Source organism: Paludibaculum fermentans (genome assembly GCF_051172195.1).
GTDB lineage: Bacteria > Acidobacteriota > Terriglobia > Bryobacterales > Bryobacteraceae > Paludibaculum > Paludibaculum fermentans_A.
Window position 1 is genome coordinate 5,557,127 of sequence record NZ_JBPJAQ010000001.1, and the last position, 16,773, is coordinate 5,573,899.

The 16,773-nt window shown below is 63.1% G+C and carries 10 protein-coding genes; 9 read left to right on the forward strand and 1 reads right to left on the reverse strand.

The window, feature by feature from the left end:
- The first annotated feature begins 59 nt into the window (after nt 1-59).
- Nucleotides 60-1,817: an O-antigen ligase family protein gene (locus ACR9Y2_RS22325; RefSeq protein WP_435043873.1), complete on the forward strand. Its 1,758-nt coding sequence runs from the start codon at nt 60-62 to the stop codon at nt 1,815-1,817.
- Between the two features lie 43 nt (nt 1,818-1,860).
- Nucleotides 1,861-2,691, forward strand: a complete 831-nt coding sequence (locus tag ACR9Y2_RS22330; protein WP_435043874.1) for a hypothetical protein — start codon at nt 1,861-1,863, stop codon at nt 2,689-2,691.
- Between the two features lie 50 nt (nt 2,692-2,741).
- On the opposite strand, the gene ACR9Y2_RS22335 is transcribed toward ACR9Y2_RS22330, so the two are convergent.
- On the reverse strand, nt 2,742-3,830 hold the full coding sequence (locus ACR9Y2_RS22335; protein ID WP_435043875.1) for a GTP-binding protein: 1,089 nt from the start codon (nt 3,828-3,830) through the stop codon (nt 2,742-2,744).
- 18 nt (nt 3,831-3,848) lie between these two features.
- Between ACR9Y2_RS22335 and ACR9Y2_RS22340 the strand changes: the two genes are divergently transcribed.
- From ACR9Y2_RS22340 to ACR9Y2_RS22370, 7 genes are all read left to right on the forward strand, one after another.
- On the forward strand, nt 3,849-5,906 hold the full coding sequence (locus ACR9Y2_RS22340; protein WP_435043876.1) for a beta-galactosidase: 2,058 nt from the start codon (nt 3,849-3,851) through the stop codon (nt 5,904-5,906).
- 4 nt (nt 5,907-5,910) lie between these two features.
- Nucleotides 5,911-8,169 (forward strand): hypothetical protein, encoded by a 2,259-nt coding sequence (locus tag ACR9Y2_RS22345; protein ID WP_435043877.1) that lies wholly within the window; start codon nt 5,911-5,913, stop codon nt 8,167-8,169.
- A 53-nt stretch (nt 8,170-8,222) separates the two neighbouring features.
- A complete protein-coding gene (locus ACR9Y2_RS22350; protein ID WP_435043878.1) occupies nt 8,223-9,503 on the forward strand; it encodes a hypothetical protein in 1,281 nt (426 codons plus the stop codon).
- A gap of 60 nt (nt 9,504-9,563) precedes the next feature.
- Nucleotides 9,564-9,902 carry a PadR family transcriptional regulator gene (locus ACR9Y2_RS22355; RefSeq protein WP_194450127.1) on the forward strand — a complete coding sequence of 113 codons (339 nt, stop codon included), beginning with the start codon at nt 9,564-9,566 and terminating at the stop codon, nt 9,900-9,902.
- Nucleotides 9,903-9,918: 16 nt separating this feature from the next.
- Complete coding sequence (locus ACR9Y2_RS22360; protein WP_435043879.1) at nt 9,919-12,591, forward strand: ADOP family duplicated permease; 2,673 nt, start codon at nt 9,919-9,921, stop codon at nt 12,589-12,591.
- Nucleotides 12,592-12,618: 27 nt separating this feature from the next.
- Nucleotides 12,619-14,427, forward strand: coding sequence for a CehA/McbA family metallohydrolase (locus tag ACR9Y2_RS22365; RefSeq protein WP_435043880.1), 1,809 nt, complete (start codon nt 12,619-12,621; stop codon nt 14,425-14,427).
- A 65-nt stretch (nt 14,428-14,492) separates the two neighbouring features.
- A complete protein-coding gene (locus tag ACR9Y2_RS22370) occupies nt 14,493-16,727 on the forward strand; it encodes a DUF5916 domain-containing protein (protein WP_435043881.1) in 2,235 nt (744 codons plus the stop codon).
- The last annotated feature ends 46 nt before the right edge of the window (nt 16,728-16,773 follow it).

Sequence of the window (16,773 nt, forward strand, 5' to 3'; positions counted from 1 at the left end):
CGAAAATATTCGTATGCGTCGAACGAGTCCGCCATGGCCCCTGCTAGTGTAGATCGTGAATGGGGATCCTGCTTCCAGTCACCCTCGCTCTACTGCCTCTCCTGATTCTGCCCAGCGTTGTTTTTTACTATGACATCACGCCGAAGGTCGCGGTACTACTATTTGGCGCCGGTCTCGGGCTTTTCTGGTTCGAAGACAATCGCCGTGCCCTGATTTCGCTGTGGAACGGGAAGCACGGCCGCTGGTTCCTCCTTCTATTGACCGCGCAGTTGGGTTCTCTTCTGCTCTCCACCGCCACTTCGCAGCACCCTTGGTTTTCCGTCGGAGGCAGCGCGTGGCGCCGCTTCGGATTGCTCTCCCAAGGTGCCCTCGTCTTCTTCACCCTGCTGGCGGCCGCCCACTTCGCCACGAATCGCAAAGTCTTGCGCCGGTCCCTCCAGGCGGTCGCCTACTCCGGTTGCCTGATGTCTCTCTATGGCATCGCCCAATATCTCGGTTGGGATCCGCTGCTGCCCGCGTCGTCCTATCTTGCCGGGGAAGGCGTCTACGAAATCGTACGTCCTCCGTCGACCCTGGGCCATGCCGGCTACTTCGCCACTTACCTGCTGTTCGCCCTCGCCGCGGCCCTCGCGTGTTTCCAGTCGCACCGCAAACTCGCATGGTGTGGCAGCGTGCTGATGCCCGCCGCAATCCTGCTCAGCGGAACCCGCGCCGCCCTCCTCGGCCTGGCCGTTGGAGCCGTCTTCCTGCTCCTGCTCCGCCGGCCGTCGCTTCGGACACTTGGCATCCTCTCCCTTTGCGCGGTGACTGCCCTGGCGCTGCTCCTGCTCAGCCCGGCCGGTGGCAAACTGCTGGCGCGCGCGAAATGGTCGGCCGACGATGCCAAGGGCGGAGCACGCCTGCTGCTGTGGCGCGATGCCCTGCATCTCGCCGGCGATCATCTCCTGGTTGGGACAGGCCTCGAAACCTTCGGCGCTTCCTTCCCCCGCTATCAATCAGTGGAACTAGCCCGCGCTTACCCCGACTTCTACCACGAGTCCCCGCACAACATCCTTTTGGATACCCTTACTAGCCAGGGCGCCCCCGGCCTCCTCGTCCTGATAGCTCTCTGTGCCATCGGTTTTCGCCACACACGCGCCAATCCGGAACTCGCCGCCGGCTTAGCCGCCCTGCTTGTCAGTCTCCAATTCACCAGCTTCACCCTCGCCACTGCGTTCGCCCTTCTCGTCCTCCTATCGGCCCTGCAGCCCGAAACGCCGCTGCTCGCAACAAACTCGAAAAATCTCGTGTGGAAAGTTGTTCCGGCCCTGATCGGGGCGTGTCTCATCCTCGCAGGGATGCGTGTCATGCTGGCTGACTCTTCGTTTCAGCGGGCCAAAGCTGCGCTCGACGCAGGCCGGATCAGCGAGGCCATGGCCGAGTATCTCTCGGCTGGCGCCTCAGCGAACCTGGGCGGTCGGCCGGACCTGTATTTCTCCCGCCGCTTCAGCGCCGCACACCGTTTGCAGGAAGCCCTCACCGCGGGCGTCCAGGCAGCTGCCGGTCCGGAAGATCGTCCGAACGCTTTCTACAATCTGGCGGCACTCCACTCTGCGGCCAACGACGCTCCAGCCGTGGAGGCCGACCTGCTCGCCGCCATCGACGCCTCGCCCCAGTGGTTCAAACCGCACTGGACTTTGGCCCGGCTGCTCGCCACCCAAGGCCGGTTTGAAGCCGCGAACCGCGAAGCAGGCCGGGCCGTGGAATTGGACGGCGGCAAACATCCGGAAGTGACTCTGACCCGGGACCGCATTCGTTCCGGCCAGAAACCGTATTAGCTTGTATTTTTTGTTGTCCGATTCTAAAGTGAGGGCATACACGATGCAATGGAAACCCTGGTTGGTGACGACATTGGCGCTGGGACTCTCTTGCGCCGCTTTCGGGGCAGTGCCCGCCGGCGCGGCTCGCGATAGTGGCAACGAGTCCGAGCCGCTCGCGATGCTCTTTGATTCCGAGCTGGCCTCCGGGCTGGCCTTGGCCGACACTGTGCCCGGCTCCACGGGAGTCGTCCTGCCTCAGTTGGCCTTCGGCGGCGGGTGGTACACGGCCATGTACTTCTCCAACTCCACCAACACCCCGGCGACCGTCACCGTCAACTTCTTCGCTGGCGATGGCTCCGCTCTAACCGTTCCGCTGGTCGGCCTGGGACCCGTGGCCAGCCAGAGCGTCACCCTCAACGCCAATGGAACTACCGTCCTCGAAGCCCCGAACACCGGCGGCCTGCTTCAGGGTTGGGCCGAGGCGATCCTGCCGCCCGGCGTCACTGGCTACGGAGTATTCCGCCAGTCGGTATCCGGACTGCCCGATCAGGAAGCCGTGTCGCCCCTCAGCGACGAGACCAAACAGGTCGCGAACCTGACCTGGGATGAGACCAGTTTCGTCACCGGCGTCGCGGCAGTGAACCCCAGCGGCTCCTCGACCACGGTTTCCGTCAGCGTCTATGGGGACGACGGCTCCGTGATCGGCACCAGTAGTTTCGACCTCCCAGCCCACGGCAAAACGGCTTTCGCATTGCGCGATCTGCCCGGCCTCGCTGGCATCACCGCCCGCCGCGGTTATGCCAAATTCTCCGTGGCCAATGGGGCGGTCTCGGTGCTCGGTCTGCGCTTCAACGGGTCGGCCTTTACGTCCATCCCCGTCACCTATCCATAGAGATATGAACAAGTTCGGCCAGCGGTGGACGCCCGCTGGCCGAACGCCCGCTAAGCGGTGTGGCTGGATTCCGCCACAATGTGGTCCAAACGCCGCTCCGGCTTCGGCGGCGAGGGCCGGAACGCCTGCAAATGTTCGTTCACCCAGGATCCTGCCCGCCCCGTGGCCGTCTTCACAATCCTCTCCATCACCGCCGGATCCCCTGTCGCGCGCAAGTTTAGGGTCAGGGTGTGATCCACCGCGAACGAAGCCGTCAGGTCCCCGTCCACCCCCGGTTCCTCTCCATTGCGAGTCACGCTGGCTTTCACATACCCCGTCGAAGCCCTATCCAGTACCTTCAAGTGAGCGATCTGGATGCCCGCCGCGGTCAATTCCATATCGATCTCATCCAGGATCGGGCCCGCCAGTAAGGCAGGGCTCAACGCCTTCTTCAGCCGGATCTCGCCGCGCCAATTGAGCCAGCCCAGGGCGGCCTCCGCCTCGGCATAGCGCGCATAGTCCACATTCTGCAGCAGTTGGCCGCCAGCCGCCCGTCCCTGGTGCAGCACGGCGTCCAGCCAGGCGTCCATCTGCTGCCCGCTGTGGGCGCTGACATGAAAGTCGGCTCCAGGCGGCATGGCCGTACACAGATCGGCCTTGCTGAAACACAGGATGTCCGCTTCATCCAGTTGATAACGATAGAGATAGGATAGATCCGCATCCGCATCGCCGGCCTGCATGCGGACGAACTCGTCCGGATCGGCCAGCACCGTGAACGGAGCCAATTGAAACTGATTGGAGTAGTACGCTTTCAACGGCTGGAGGATGGTCGCCGAGATGTCGATGCAGCTGCCCACCGGTTCAGCGAAAATCACATCGGGTTGATGCGCGGCCAGTGCCGCGGCGGCCTCAACCAGATCGGTGAGACAGCAGCAGAAGCAGCCCCCGGTCACCTCTCCCGTGTCGACACCCTGCACCCCGGCGTACTCGGTATCCACCAGGGCGCCCCCCTGGTCGTTGGTGATCAGCGCACACCGCAGCCCCGACCTGGCCAGGATCTCCGCCGCCTTGAGCAGCAGCGTGGTTTTGCCCGCGCCCAGGAACCCGCCCACCAGCACGAGAACTGGACGCTTTGATTTGGCTTCGAAACCGGACTCCATGGTGTTAAAATCCCCAGCGTGAAGCAAATCGCTATTCTACTAGCCTCCCTGTCGCTGGCGCTCGCCCAGCCGCCCAGGATGCCGACCGTGCTTTACGGCGCCGCCTACTACCACGAGTACATGCCGTCCGACCGGCTCGACAAGGACATCGAGCTCATGAAGCAGTCCGGTCTCAGCGTCGTGCGCCTGGGCGAGTCCACCTGGACCAGTTGGGAACCCAAGGAGGGCCAGTTCGAATTTGCATGGATGGACCGCATTCTTGACGCTTTGCACAAGGCAGGCATCAAGGTGATCATGGGCACGCCTACCTACTCCATCCCGCCGTGGCTGCATGCCAAGCATCCGGAGATCATGGCGGTGCATATGGATGGGTCGAAATCGACTTACGGTATCCGCCAGAACATGGATATCTCCCATCCCACCTATCGTTTCTACTGCGAACGGGTGATCCGGCAGATCATGGCCCACTACAAGGACCACCCCTCGATCATCGGCTACCAGGTGGACAACGAAACGTCTTACTACCAGTCGGCCGGGCCGGTGGTGCAGAAGGGCTTTGTCGATTACTTGAAGAAGAAGTTCGGTTCAACGCAGGAGCTGAACAAGGTCTGGGGGCTCGTCTATTGGGGCCAACTGGTCCAGGGCTGGGACGAACTGCCGGCACGCGACGGCATCCTGAATCCGGGCTACAAAGTGGAGTTTGAGCGCTACCAGCGCACCCGCGTCACCGACTTCCTCGACTGGCAGGCGCGCCTCGTCAACGAGTACAAACGTCCGGGCCAATTCGTCACCCAGGACTTCAGCGGCGGCGTCCACACCGACATCGACCAGTGGGCGATCGGGCGCAGCCTCGATATCGTCTCGACCAATCCTTACTACAGCGTGCAGGACGAGCTCGACTTCCAGACCGCTACGCTCACCGACGACGTCGCACGCTCGTTGAAGGATGCCAACTTCCTGGTCACCGAAACCAACGCCCAAACCATCGGCTGGGACTCGAAGGGTCAGTTCCCGCCCTATGACGGCCAATTGCGGATGAACGTCTACGGCCACCTGGCCGACGGCGCAAACATGGTCGAATACTGGCACTGGCACTCGCTGCACTACGGCCAGGAGACCTACTGGAAGGGCGTCCTCTCCCACGACCTGCTGCCGAACCGGGTTTTCAAAGAGTTCTCCCAGGTAGGCCACGAACTGCAGAAGATCGGCCCGAAACTGGTCAACCTCAAGAAGACGCAGGACGTAGCCATCCTGTTCTCGGCCGACTCGTTCCACGGCATCCGCTCCATGCCGTTCTCCGACAAGACCGACTACATGACCCTGCTGCAGCAGTTCCACCGTACGCTCTACCGCCTGAACGTCGGCGTCGACATCATCACTCCGGAGACCAAGGACCTGCAGCGCTACAAGGTGATCGTCGTCCCTCCGCTGTACGTCGCCTCGGATACCGTACTCAATCGTCTGGCCGAGTACGCAAAGAACGGCGGCCACCTGTTGTTGACGTTTAAGAGCGGCTTCACCGACGAGTACGACACCGTCCGTCCGGTGATGGCGCCCGGTCCGCTGCGCGAAGCGGCCGGTTTCCACTACCAGGAGTTCTCGTCGCTGAAGCAGCCGCTGTCGCTGAAGGGCGACCCCTTCAAGGCCGGCGAACAGAACCAGGTGTCCACCTGGATCGAGATGATTGAGCTCGACACCGCGAAAGCCCTGGCCTTCTATGACCACCCGTTCTTCAGCCGCTATCCGGCCATCACCCGCAACGAATTCGGCCGCGGCTCGGTCACCTTCGAAGGCACGGTGCTCTCAGACGACCTGCAGAAGTTGGTTGTGGATTCCGTACTCAAGCAGGCTGGATTAGACAGCCCCGATCGCCAGTTGCCCGCCGCCATCCATGTGAAGCACGGCATGGGGAACAGCGGCCACGCCATTCATTACTACTTCAATTACTCCAGCTCTCCGCAGAGCTTCGCCTATCCTTACTCCGGCGCTACCGACTTGCTCACCGGCAAGACGGTCGCCAAGGCCCAGTCGGTCACCTTGCCGGCCTGGGACGTGATCATCGCTGAAGAGCGCTAAATCCATGCCAACCCGTAGAGATTTACTCAAGTCCAGTTTGTTGACGGCCGTGCCCGTCGTGGCCGCCGCCGCACCGGCCGGAGGCATCCGGCACATCGACATCATTCACCACTCGCATACCGATGTCGGCTATACCGACATGCCGTCGGTTTGCCGCGATTTGCAGGTCCGGTTCCTGGATGCCGCTCTGGAAACCTGCCTGCGGAATCCGCACTTCCATTGGACCTGCGAGGTCACGCTGACGGTGGAGGACTGGTGGAAAGGCGCCGCTCCGGCGCGCCGGGCTCAACTGGCCAAACTCGTACAGTCGGGCCAGATGGACGTCTGCGCCATGCCGTTCAACCAGACGCCGTTCATGAACGCGGCGCAATGGAAGCAGGCGCTCGACTGGCTGCCCACTGAGTTGCAGCGCGAACTGCGGATCAGCGTCGCCATGCAGAACGACGTCAACGGCATGCCGCGCGCCGGTGCGATGCTGCTGTTGGACCGCAACATTCGCCATCTGCTGATGGGCATCAACGCCGACATGGGCGGTCCGCCCTTCCGCCGGCCGTCGGCGTTCTACTGGAAGATGCCCGATGGGCGGAAGATGTTTGTCTGGCTGGGCGACCATTACGGGACGGCTTACTCCTACTTCGAGCCGAAGAACTGGCAGCACGGTCAGGCCAAGGGCGCGACCACCACGCTGCGGCCGCCCTACGCCGGGGATCACCTCAAAGTCGATGAGGTTTCGCTCCGCGCCGCGCATGCGCACCTGACCAAGCGCTTGGAGAAGCTGGCCGCCGACGGCTACTCCTACCAGCGGTTGCTGCTTTCTTATACAAACCAATGGCGTTACGACAACGACCCGCCGTTCCCGCCGCTCGCGCCGTTCATCGACGCATGGAATAAGCTCGGCCTGCAGCCCACCCTTCGGCTGACGACCGCGACTGTGGCGGTCAAGGACATGGAAGCCGAATTGGGTTCGAACGTTCAAATCCATGAAGGGGAATGGACAGACTGGTGGGCCAACGGCGACGCGTCGGGACCGCGCGAAGTGGCCGCCTCCCGTGTGGCGAAACGCAACCTGGACGCGGTGTTTTCGCCGGTCTGGGGCGAGCCGACCAAACGGATCCTGCGGCGCTCCTCTGAGATGTACAAGGATCTGTGCCTGTTCGATGAGCACACCTGGGGCGCGAACATCTCGGTCTCGCAACCGGACGCCTTGGATACGATTGCCCAGTTCACTGAGAAAGCCCTGCTCGCCTATCGGCCTATGGGCCATTCGGAATGGCTGCTGGGCCAGCGGGCCCGGACCCATTTCTGCGGTAAATCCGCCGGGCTCTACGCCGTGAATACCGCGCCGTTACCCTATACTGGTTGGGTCAGATTCCCCGGGACAGACCGGCCCGCGGCCTGGGTGAACAACCTTTCAGCGAAGGCGGCGACCCTCCTCGGCCCGGCTGCGCCGGAGTCGCCGGAAAAAGCCGCGTTGGAGTTGGACGGCAAGGGCTGGCCGAAGGCGGCCCGCTGGCCTGGCATGACGGAATCGCTGTTTGCCTCCGGCCTGGGCGACATTCTCACTGTCTTTATCAAGCCGCCGCACAAGCGGTCGTCGTCGATGCATCCGGAACGGCTGGACCGCCTGGCCGCCACCTACGGGCAAACAAAGGAGGAAAAGACCGCTTACACGCGAATCTTCACCCAGCCCATCGTGCATCCCTCGTTCGCCAGCGCTTCGCGGCGTTTGGAGGTGTTCCGCGACCAGCCACGGGCTACGTTGACGGTCCGGTTCGACCGCATCTCGAATCCGGCTCCGGAGGCCATCTATATGCTGACGGAGCTGCCGCTGAAGGGCGTACTCCCCCGCTTCTCGACTGGGGGTATGCCGTATACTCCGTTCACCGATCAGTTGCCCGGGTCGTGCCGCGATTACTTCGCCATCGACTCCTGGGCGCACTATCAATCACCTGCCGGCCACTGGCTGTGGGTGACCCGGGATGCGCCGCTGGTTTCGGTGGGCGGCCCGCACACCTGGCAGCGGATCCAGCAGAAACCGGCCGATCCGGAACGGTTGTGGACCATGTTGCTGGACAGCTTCTGGCATACGAACTTCGTGGCCAACAGCCACGGGGTCATGGAGTTCCAGTTCGAGCTGGCATGGTCGCAACAGGCGCCCGATGCTCCCGCGACAGCCGAGACCCTGCTCTCTGTGTCGATCGTGGTGGACCATCCGGCAGTAGAGGCTTGCCCTGAATTGATGAAGAGCCTTTTCACTACCTAGCGGAACATTCCTAGGGGCTTCCTCGTAGTACAGACAGTCGAGGTGTGCCCCAGATGCCGTACGTGTCGTCCGATCAGAGTTCGTCATCCTCCGCCGGTAGGCCGATGGTGATCGCGCTGTTCGTCTCCACCTGCCTGCTGTCAATCGTGTCCTGGTATACGACGCAGCAGGGCATGGCGCTCTACCTTTCGCCGTGGTTTGCGTTCCTGGCTTCGCTGGGTGTGCAATCAGCGTTGGTGTTAGTGGCCTGGCTCGTCGGTTTCACCAACTCGCGGCGCGGTTTACTGATTGCGGTCTACGCGATGACGGCCGCGGTATCGGTGGCGTTCTCGTATGTGAGTCTCTACACCTGGTTCTCTGAGAAAGAGCGGCCTGCGCTGGTGGAGCGGAAGCTATACGACACTATCCAGGACTCGTCCGGCAAGACGGACCAGCTCCTCTCCAGCGCCATCGCCGAGGGCCGCAAACATGTGCTTGCGCTGGACGAGATGACGGCCGCGGAGAAGACGCACGGCTACATTGCCCGTGCCCAGGATTCCGATCCCTATCTGGCCAACGTTCGTGAATCGGTGGCGCGCGAGGCGGCGAGCCTGGGCAGCAGCTTCAAGGAAGGCTCCGGCGATGGCCCGCGCTACACCGCTTTTGACCGCTACACCAAGCTCGCCCGTCAATCACTGGAACAGATGCAGGCCTCGCAGCGCGCCCTGGCCGATTACCGTGCGCAGGTGAAGCCGCTGGATCCGTCTGACCAGCAGATCCGGAAATACCGCGAAGTCTACGACTCCGTGCCCTGGGTGGACGTTCAAACCCAATTGCATGGGGCGCGGGTGGAGCGTCCGGCCGTTCCCGCCTTGAACGACAACCTGGACAAAACGGCGACCAATCAGGAGGATATGCTGCTGGCGTTTACCGAACTGGTGAGCGCTCCCACCGGCCGCCACCTCTTCGCTTTCGTCCTGGCCGCCTTTATTGACCTGATCGTCTTCTTCCTGGCCTTTGCGTCGGGGCCCTACTTCCACGGCTCGCCGGAGCAGCGCTGGTATGCCGGGTCGGCCGCTGTGGATGGCAGCGACAACCAGGTGTTTGTCCGCGACCTGTTGCGCAAATTGGAACCGGGACTGGGCGGGTTGCCGCGTGTTGAGGTGTCGCTCCTGACTCCGGGCGAGCGCCAGTTGTGCCTCCTGCTGGCGTCGAAGGGCGCGGCCACGCTCATCGAGGAGGACGGCAAGCGCTACTACGTTCTGAACGAAAACATCCACGAGCAATTGGTGGAGTCGTTGAGTACGCGCGGCATGCCGTTGCGCGGATCCCCCAAAGTGGCGCAGGCGCTTTAGCTCCTGAACTGTTTACTTGACTGACCTGGCGGCACTCGTGATAATTGCCATAGTTTAACTATGGCAGACCAGAAGCGCGACGAAATCCCGCCCGGTACCCTCTACATGCTCATCCTGCGTACGCTCGCCCGGGGCGGCGAGATGCACGGCTATGAGATCGCCAATGCCATTCAGCGCGGGTCGGAAGAAGTGCTGCAGGTGGAAGAGGGATCGCTGTATCCCGCCCTGCAGCGCATGCTGATCAAGGGCTGGGTGGAGGCGGAGTGGGGCGTGACCGCCGGCAACCGCCGCGCGCGGTACTACCATCTGACCAAGCTGGGCCGGGAACAACTGGAACAGGAGTTGTCGCAATACCGGCGCGTCAACATCGCCATCGAAAAGATCCTGCAATCCGCCTGATGCGGGAGGAGTGCGTATGAACTGGCTTCGAGAGATCTGGCGCCGGGTGAAGTTCCTCCGCCACCGCTCACGGGCGGAAGACGAACTGGCGGAAGAGATGCGGCTGCATCTGGACCTGCGGGCGGAAGAGACCGGCAGGGACGAATCGCGGCGCCGGTTTGGGAACGAGTTGCTGCTGCGGGAATCCAGCCGGGAAGCGTGGGGCTGGCGCTGGCTGGATTCGCTCTCGCAGGATCTGCGGTATGGCGGCCGCGCGCTGGCGGCGCATCCGGGCTTCACGATTACGGCTGTGCTCTCGCTGGCCCTGGGGATTGGGGCCAATACGGCGATCTTCTCGATCGTCAATGCGGTGATGCTGCGCACGCTGCCGGTGGAGGATCCGCAGAGGTTGATGCAACTGCGCAGGGGATCGGGCGGGTCGTATACAAATCCGATCTGGGAGCAGGTGCGCGACCACCAACAGGCATTCGCCGGCACGCTGGCTTACGGCGATGACCGTTTCGACCTGGCCGCGGGAGGAGAGAGCCGGTTTGCGCAAGGGCTGTGGGTGAGTGGCGATTTCTTCCGGGTGCTGGGGATTGCTCCGCTGCGGGGGCGGTTGTTGACAGTCGAGGACGACCAGCACGGCGGAGGTAAGGCGGGTCCGGTGGCGGTGATCAGCTATGCGTTCTGGCAAGCGCATTTCGGCGGCGATCCGGCGGTGCTGGGGAAGAGCATCACGCTGAACCGGCATCCCTTTGAGATTGTCGGTGTGACGCCGCCCTATTTCACGGGGCTGGATGTTGACAGGGGGTTTGACGTCATCATCCCGATCGGTTGCGAACCGATCCTGCATACCGATCTCAGCGCGCTGGACCATCGGAGCTGGTGGTGGCTGCGCATCCTTGTGCGGTTGAAGCCCGGCGACAGCATTCCCCAGGCGGAAGCGAAGATCCGGGCGCTGCAGGGTGAGATCCGGCGGGCCACAATGCCCACGAACTGGGAGGAGGAAGACCGGAAGAGCTACCTCAAGGATGCCTTCCAGTTGCGCCCGACGGCGACAGGTTTTTCCTCGACGCGGGATCGATACCGCCAGGGCCTATTTACCTTGATGGCGGTGGTGGGGCTGGTGCTGTTGATTGCCTGCGCCAACATCGCGAATCTGTTGCTGGCCCGGGCAGCGGCCCGCCAGCGGGAGATCTCCATCCGCATGGCGATTGGGGCTGGGCGGCGGAGAGTGATCCGGCAACTGCTGACGGAGAGCCTGCTGCTTTCCGGGCTGGGCGCACTGGGCGGCTTCCTATTCTCACTGTGGGGCAGCCGGCTGCTGGTGCGGTTGTTCTCCACTGCCAGCGACCCGTTGGATTTGAATGTGTCTCCGGATTGGAGGGTGCTGGCCTTCACCTCCGGCGTCGCGCTGTTGACCGGCATTCTGTTTGGCCTGGCTCCGGCGTTCCGTGCGACCAGTTTTGCCCCGAATCAGGTGTTGAAGGAGAACGCGCGCGGAGCGATTGCGGGCGGATCGCGGTTCCGGCTGGGCAAGATGCTGGTGGCCACGCAGGTCGCCCTTTCGCTGGTGCTGCTGGTGGGCGCCGGGCTGTTCCTCAACTCGTTGCGCAACCTGTTGGGCACTTCGATGGGCTTCGACCGCAAGAACGTCACGCTGGTGAGTGTGAATACTTTGGGGAAGGTTCCCAAGGAACGCCGCGTGGAGCTGTTTCGCACCATCCTGGAACGGCTGCGGGCCGTACCGGGCGTGACGTCCGCGGCCAGCAGCCTGATCACCCCGGTGAGCCACCGGGGGTGGAATCAGTTTGTCTTTCCGGAGGGGTACGCCGCTCAATCGCGGGAAGACACGCTGACGTGGTTCAACCGTGTGTCGCCCGGATATTTCCGCACCATGTCGACTCCGCTGCGAGCGGGCCGGGATTTCGACGCCCGGGATACGACCAGTTCGACGAAGGTGATCATCATTAACGAGGCGGCGGCACGGCACTACTTCGGCGGTGTGAGTGCTATTGGAAAGAATGTCGGCATGGATCTCGACGGGAAGGCTGGTGAGAAGGAGCTCTTCCAGGTGATTGGGATCGTGGCCGATACGAAGTATGCCGATTTGCGGGAAGACACCAAGCTCAGCGCATACCTGGTGACCACACAGGAAGAGGAACCGCGTGGAGAGACCAACTTCATCCTGCGGTCGGCCGTGCCGGGCTCGACGCTGACCAGTGCGGTGCGGGCAGCTATCGCGGAGATCGATTCCGCGCTGGCGCTGGAGTTCCGCGACTTCGAGACGCAAGTGAATGAATCGCTGGTGCAGGAGCGGACCGTGGCGTTGCTCTCGTCGTTCTTCGGGGCGCTGGCCCTGATGCTGGCGATGATCGGGCTCTACGGGGTCACGTCCTATGCGGTGCTGCGACGGCAGGGCGAGATCGGGATTCGGATGGCGCTGGGTGCTTCACAGGGGTCGGTGGTTTGGCTGGTGCTGCGCGATGTTACCCTGATCCTGGCCGTGGGGACGGTGCTGGGCATCGCAGCTTCCCTGGCGGCCGGCCGACTGGTCACCGCGATGCTGTTTGGCGTGAAGGCGGCGGACCCGGCGACGCTGGCGGTGTGTGCGGCGGTGCTGGCGCTGGCTACGGCGATTGCGGGCTTCGTGCCGGCGCACCGCGCGTCACGCCTGGATCCGACGACTGCCTTGCGCGACGAGTAAGTGCCCGCGGCGGGTTATAACGGTTTCATGCCGACGGACCGTCGCCGTGTTCTCCAGTGGATCGCCTCCGCGGCGCTGCCAGCGCTCGCCCGGGAGACCGGCACGCTGCACGTCCGCGTAATCTCTGATGACGCCGGCGCGCGGCTGCCCTGTTCCATCGCACTCCTGGATTCGGCCGGTGTCCTCGCCGTTGAGAACCGCAGCTACCTGGACGGCTTCCGCTGTGACGGTGAGTTCCGCAGGACGCTGCCCGCCGGCTCCGCGAAGCTCACCGTGACCAGAGGCTTCGATTTCATTGGAGAAACCCGCGACCTCACCATCCGCCCCGGCGCGACGACGGAACTCACAATCCGCCTGCGCCGCCGCAGTCCACTGTTTGGGCTCGGCTGGCGGTGCGGCGATCACCATATCCACATGACGCATGGCGAGAGCCGGATTCGCGTGGACTTCGACTACATCGCACTGGCCGCCCGCGCCGAAGGCCTCGAACAACTCTCCGTAGGCCAGGCCTGGAACATTCCCAAGCCCACCGCGACCGCCGCGGAACGCGAGTGCCGCCGCGTCTCGACTCCGGATTGTACGTTGTCGTGGAATCTCGAAGCGCCCAAGAACTACTATCGTGGTGACGCCTCCCGGACCCTGGGGCACTGCTGGTTCATCGGCGCGCGGGCCAGCGACACCATCGCGGAAGAACTGCTCGCGCTGAGCGCGCACGATTACGAGAGCGCCAAGGAGCCGACTGCCAACTTCGAGAGTCATGCCCTGATTCACGCGCATGGCGGAGTGGTGGCCTACACGCACCCCTGCCGCTGGTGGTGGGGCCAGTGGGGCGGCCAGGGCGGCTACCCGGTGGAAGAGCGCAAGTTCATTTCGAACCTTGCCGCCGAACTGCCCTTCGACACGCTAGCCGGGCCGACTTACGACGCGCTGGACATCCTGATGCAGACGCACGAGAAGGAGGTCAACGCCAATGGCCAGAAGCTCTGGTTCCTGCTGCTGAACCACGGCTATCGCATCCCCGCCACCGCCTCCTCGGACTCTACCTTTGACAACGAAAACCGCGGCACGCCCGGCAAGGTACGCGTCTACACGCACATGGACGGTCAGCCCTCCATCGCCGCCGCCGCTGACGCGATCCGGCGCGGCCGCAGCTTCGTCACCAGTGGTCCACTGCTGCTGCTGGAGGTTGATGGACAGGGGCCGGGCTCCACCCTCACCGCGGCCGCTGCCCAGCGCCGCGTCGCACGGCTGCGCGCATGGCCTTCCGGCCTGCCGGGCGAGCGCCTGACCGGGGTCGAACTGCTTCGCAATGGCGAAGTCATGCGTACCTTCACGCCGGCTGAGGGCGACGGAGGGTTCGAGGTCGAGCACTCCTGGACCGAGGAAGGCGGCGCCTGGATCATCGCCCGCTGCTTCGGACGGAATCGCGACACGCAGGTGGCCATCACGAACCCCGTCTTTCTGGATCGCTCGCCCTGGACTCCGGCGCTGCCCGCGCGAGCCAGGGTTCGGGTACGGATCCACGACTACAATTCCGGAGCGCGGGTCGGGGCTCTGTGCGAGATCGTGGAAATGGTGGGCCGCACGCCCCGCCTTCTTTTCGGCCGCGAGGCGCGCGAGGGCGCGGTGGATCTCGAGGTCCCGGCGACCGCGCGTGTGCGCGTCACCGCACCAGGCTACCGTCCGATGACCCGGAGTCTCTTTCTCGACGTCCCGGAGATCCTGCGGTCAACGCTGGAGACGCGGGTGGAGCAGATGCTCGACTGGTCCACATACGAGCGCACGCGCCGCCTGCTGTCGGAGGCGCAGTTGGACTTCCCGCTGGTGCGAGGCTGAGCCGCGGGGCCAATGCAGGACCGCTTGACGGAGCGGGGGGCGGATTGACATGATCGAATGGCTCCGTGTCAAGATATTCAGCCCTGTTACTCCTTATTTGCTCGCCCCTGCTGGCCCAGGAACAGGTGAGCGGGGTGCCGTCGATCCATATCCCGAAGGTCACCCGTGCGCCGAAGCTGGCCGATTTCCTGGAGGGCACACCGCGCGAGGCGGAGTGTGTTGTCACCGACTTCCGCCAGATGGATCCTGGCGACGGAACGCCGGTTTCGCAGCCTACCACGGCGTTTCTCTCGTACGACGCGTTGAATCTGTATGTGGCGTTCATTGCGAAGGACGATCCGAAGCTGATTCGCGCCCGGGTCGCGAAGCGCAAGCAGATCCTGACGGACGACCGCATCACAATCAACATCGATACGTTCCACGACCATCTGCATGCCTACTGGTTCGACGTGAATCCGTATGCGATCCAGTTCGACGGCATCACGACCGACGGCTATGGGGATGACTTCAGTTGGGAAGGGCTGTGGCACACAGAAGGAAAGATTGTTTCCGACGGCTATGTTGTGTTGATCACGGTGCCGTTCAAGACGCTGCGTTTCCCGGATGCGGAGTCGCAGACGTGGGGCGTGGTGCTGGGCCGCTTCATCAACCGCAACAACGAGTTCTCGATGTGGCCGTTCATCACCCGGCGGAAGCTGCCGCAGTTTGTGGGGCAGTTCGGACACATGGAAGGGCTGCGCGGCATCTCACCGGGGCGCAATTTGTACTTCACGCCGTACGGGCTGCTGTCGAAATCGAGGTATCTGGACCAGACGGTGGCGGGCCCTCCGGTGATGGCGCGGTCGACAGATCCGCGGGTCGGGCTCGACGCGAAGATGGTGATCAAGGACGCGCTGACTCTGGATATGACGTTAAATCCGGACTTCAGCCAGGTGGAGTCGGATGAGCCGCAGGTGACGGTGAACCAGCGCTTCGAGGTGGTGTATCCGGAGAAGCGTCCGTTCTTCATGGAGAATGCGTCGTACTTCAACACGCCACAGAACCTGTTCTTTACGCGGCGTATCGTCGATCCGGAGTATGGGATCCGGCTGACCGGCAAGTTGGGGCGATGGGGGATTGGCGTGCTTGCGGCGGATGACAGGGCACCGGGGCGGAGTGTCGCCACAACCGATCCTTTGCATGGGAAGCGTGCGACGAACGCCGTATTGAGCCTGCAGCGCGATCTGTTCCACGACTCGCACGTGCGGCTGTTTGTGACAGATCGCGAATTCGCGAACGGCTATAACCGGGTTGCGGCGATGGATTCACGGCTCCACTTCAGCAGCAAGTGGTTCCTGACCGCGCAGGGCGCCACGTCGCAGACCCGGCGGCTGGACGGAACGCAGCAATCGGGCAGCACGTATTACGCGAAGCTGAACCGGCAGGACCGTAAGCTGCAGTACTACACGACGTATACGGACCGCAGTCCGGGATTCCGGGCTGAGATGGGCTACATCCCCCGAGTGGATATCCGCGAGTTGAAGACGCGCATCGGGTACAAGTGGTGGCGGGAGAAGGGCGCCCTGGTGAACTTCGGTCCGGCCTTGATCGTGCTGGGCAACTGGAACCGGCGTGGGCAGACGCAGGACTGGGAAGCCGATCTCGAATGGAGCATGGAGTTCAAGCGCCTGACTACTCTAATTGCCACGCGCGGCGAGTCAATGGAGCTGTACATGGGCCGCGAGTTCCGGAAGAGTTCCAACTTCGTGCAATTCCAGACGGAGTGGCTGAAGTGGCTGGCGTGGAACAGTTCGTACACGCGTGGAGCAGGTGTCAACTACTACCCGGCGTCCGGTCTGGCTCCGGAGTTGGGTGACAGCCAGAATGCCACGGCCGAGCTGACCTTGCGTCCTGTCAACCGGCTGCGGCTGGATGAGACGTATATCTATAGCCAGTTGAAGACGCGCACGGGTTGGAGCGGAATGCCCGGTGTGATCAGCGTATATAACAACCACATCGCACGTTCGAAGCTGAACTACCAGTTCTCGCGGGAGTTCTCGTTCCGCGCGATTGTGGACTACAACACCGTCCTGCCGAATACATCGCTGGTGTCGTTGGAACCGGCGCGGCGGGCAGGGTACGACCTGCTGTTTACTTACCTGCTGCACCCCGGCACGGCGATTTACGCGGGCTACACGGACATCTACCAGAACCTCGCGTTGGATCCTTCGCGTCCGCCGTATCTTCGCTACACCAACTATCCGGACTTCAATACGGGCCGCCAGGCGTTTGTGAAGCTCAGCTATCAATTCCGGTTCTAGGAGCAGAAAGGGCCGGGTCCGCCACGCATAGCGGACCCGGCCCTGG

What these genes read in the sequence shown, in the direction of transcription:
- ACR9Y2_RS22365 (WP_435043880.1), top strand. Translation starts at nt 12,619, where the DNA reads ATGCCGACGGACCGTCGCCGTGTTCTCCAGTGGATCGCCTCCGCGGCG.
- ACR9Y2_RS22345 (WP_435043877.1), top strand. Translation starts at nt 5,911, where the DNA reads ATGCCAACCCGTAGAGATTTACTCAAGTCCAGTTTGTTGACGGCCGTG.
- ACR9Y2_RS22355 (WP_194450127.1), top strand. Translation starts at nt 9,564, where the DNA reads ATGGCAGACCAGAAGCGCGACGAAATCCCGCCCGGTACCCTCTACATG.
- ACR9Y2_RS22350 (WP_435043878.1), top strand. Translation starts at nt 8,223, where the DNA reads ATGCCGTACGTGTCGTCCGATCAGAGTTCGTCATCCTCCGCCGGTAGG.
- ACR9Y2_RS22325 (WP_435043873.1), top strand. Translation starts at nt 60, where the DNA reads ATGGGGATCCTGCTTCCAGTCACCCTCGCTCTACTGCCTCTCCTGATT.
- ACR9Y2_RS22330 (WP_435043874.1), top strand. Translation starts at nt 1,861, where the DNA reads ATGCAATGGAAACCCTGGTTGGTGACGACATTGGCGCTGGGACTCTCT.
- ACR9Y2_RS22335 (WP_435043875.1), bottom strand. Translation starts at nt 3,830, where the DNA reads ATGGAGTCCGGTTTCGAAGCCAAATCAAAGCGTCCAGTTCTCGTGCTG.
- ACR9Y2_RS22360 (WP_435043879.1), top strand. Translation starts at nt 9,919, where the DNA reads ATGAACTGGCTTCGAGAGATCTGGCGCCGGGTGAAGTTCCTCCGCCAC.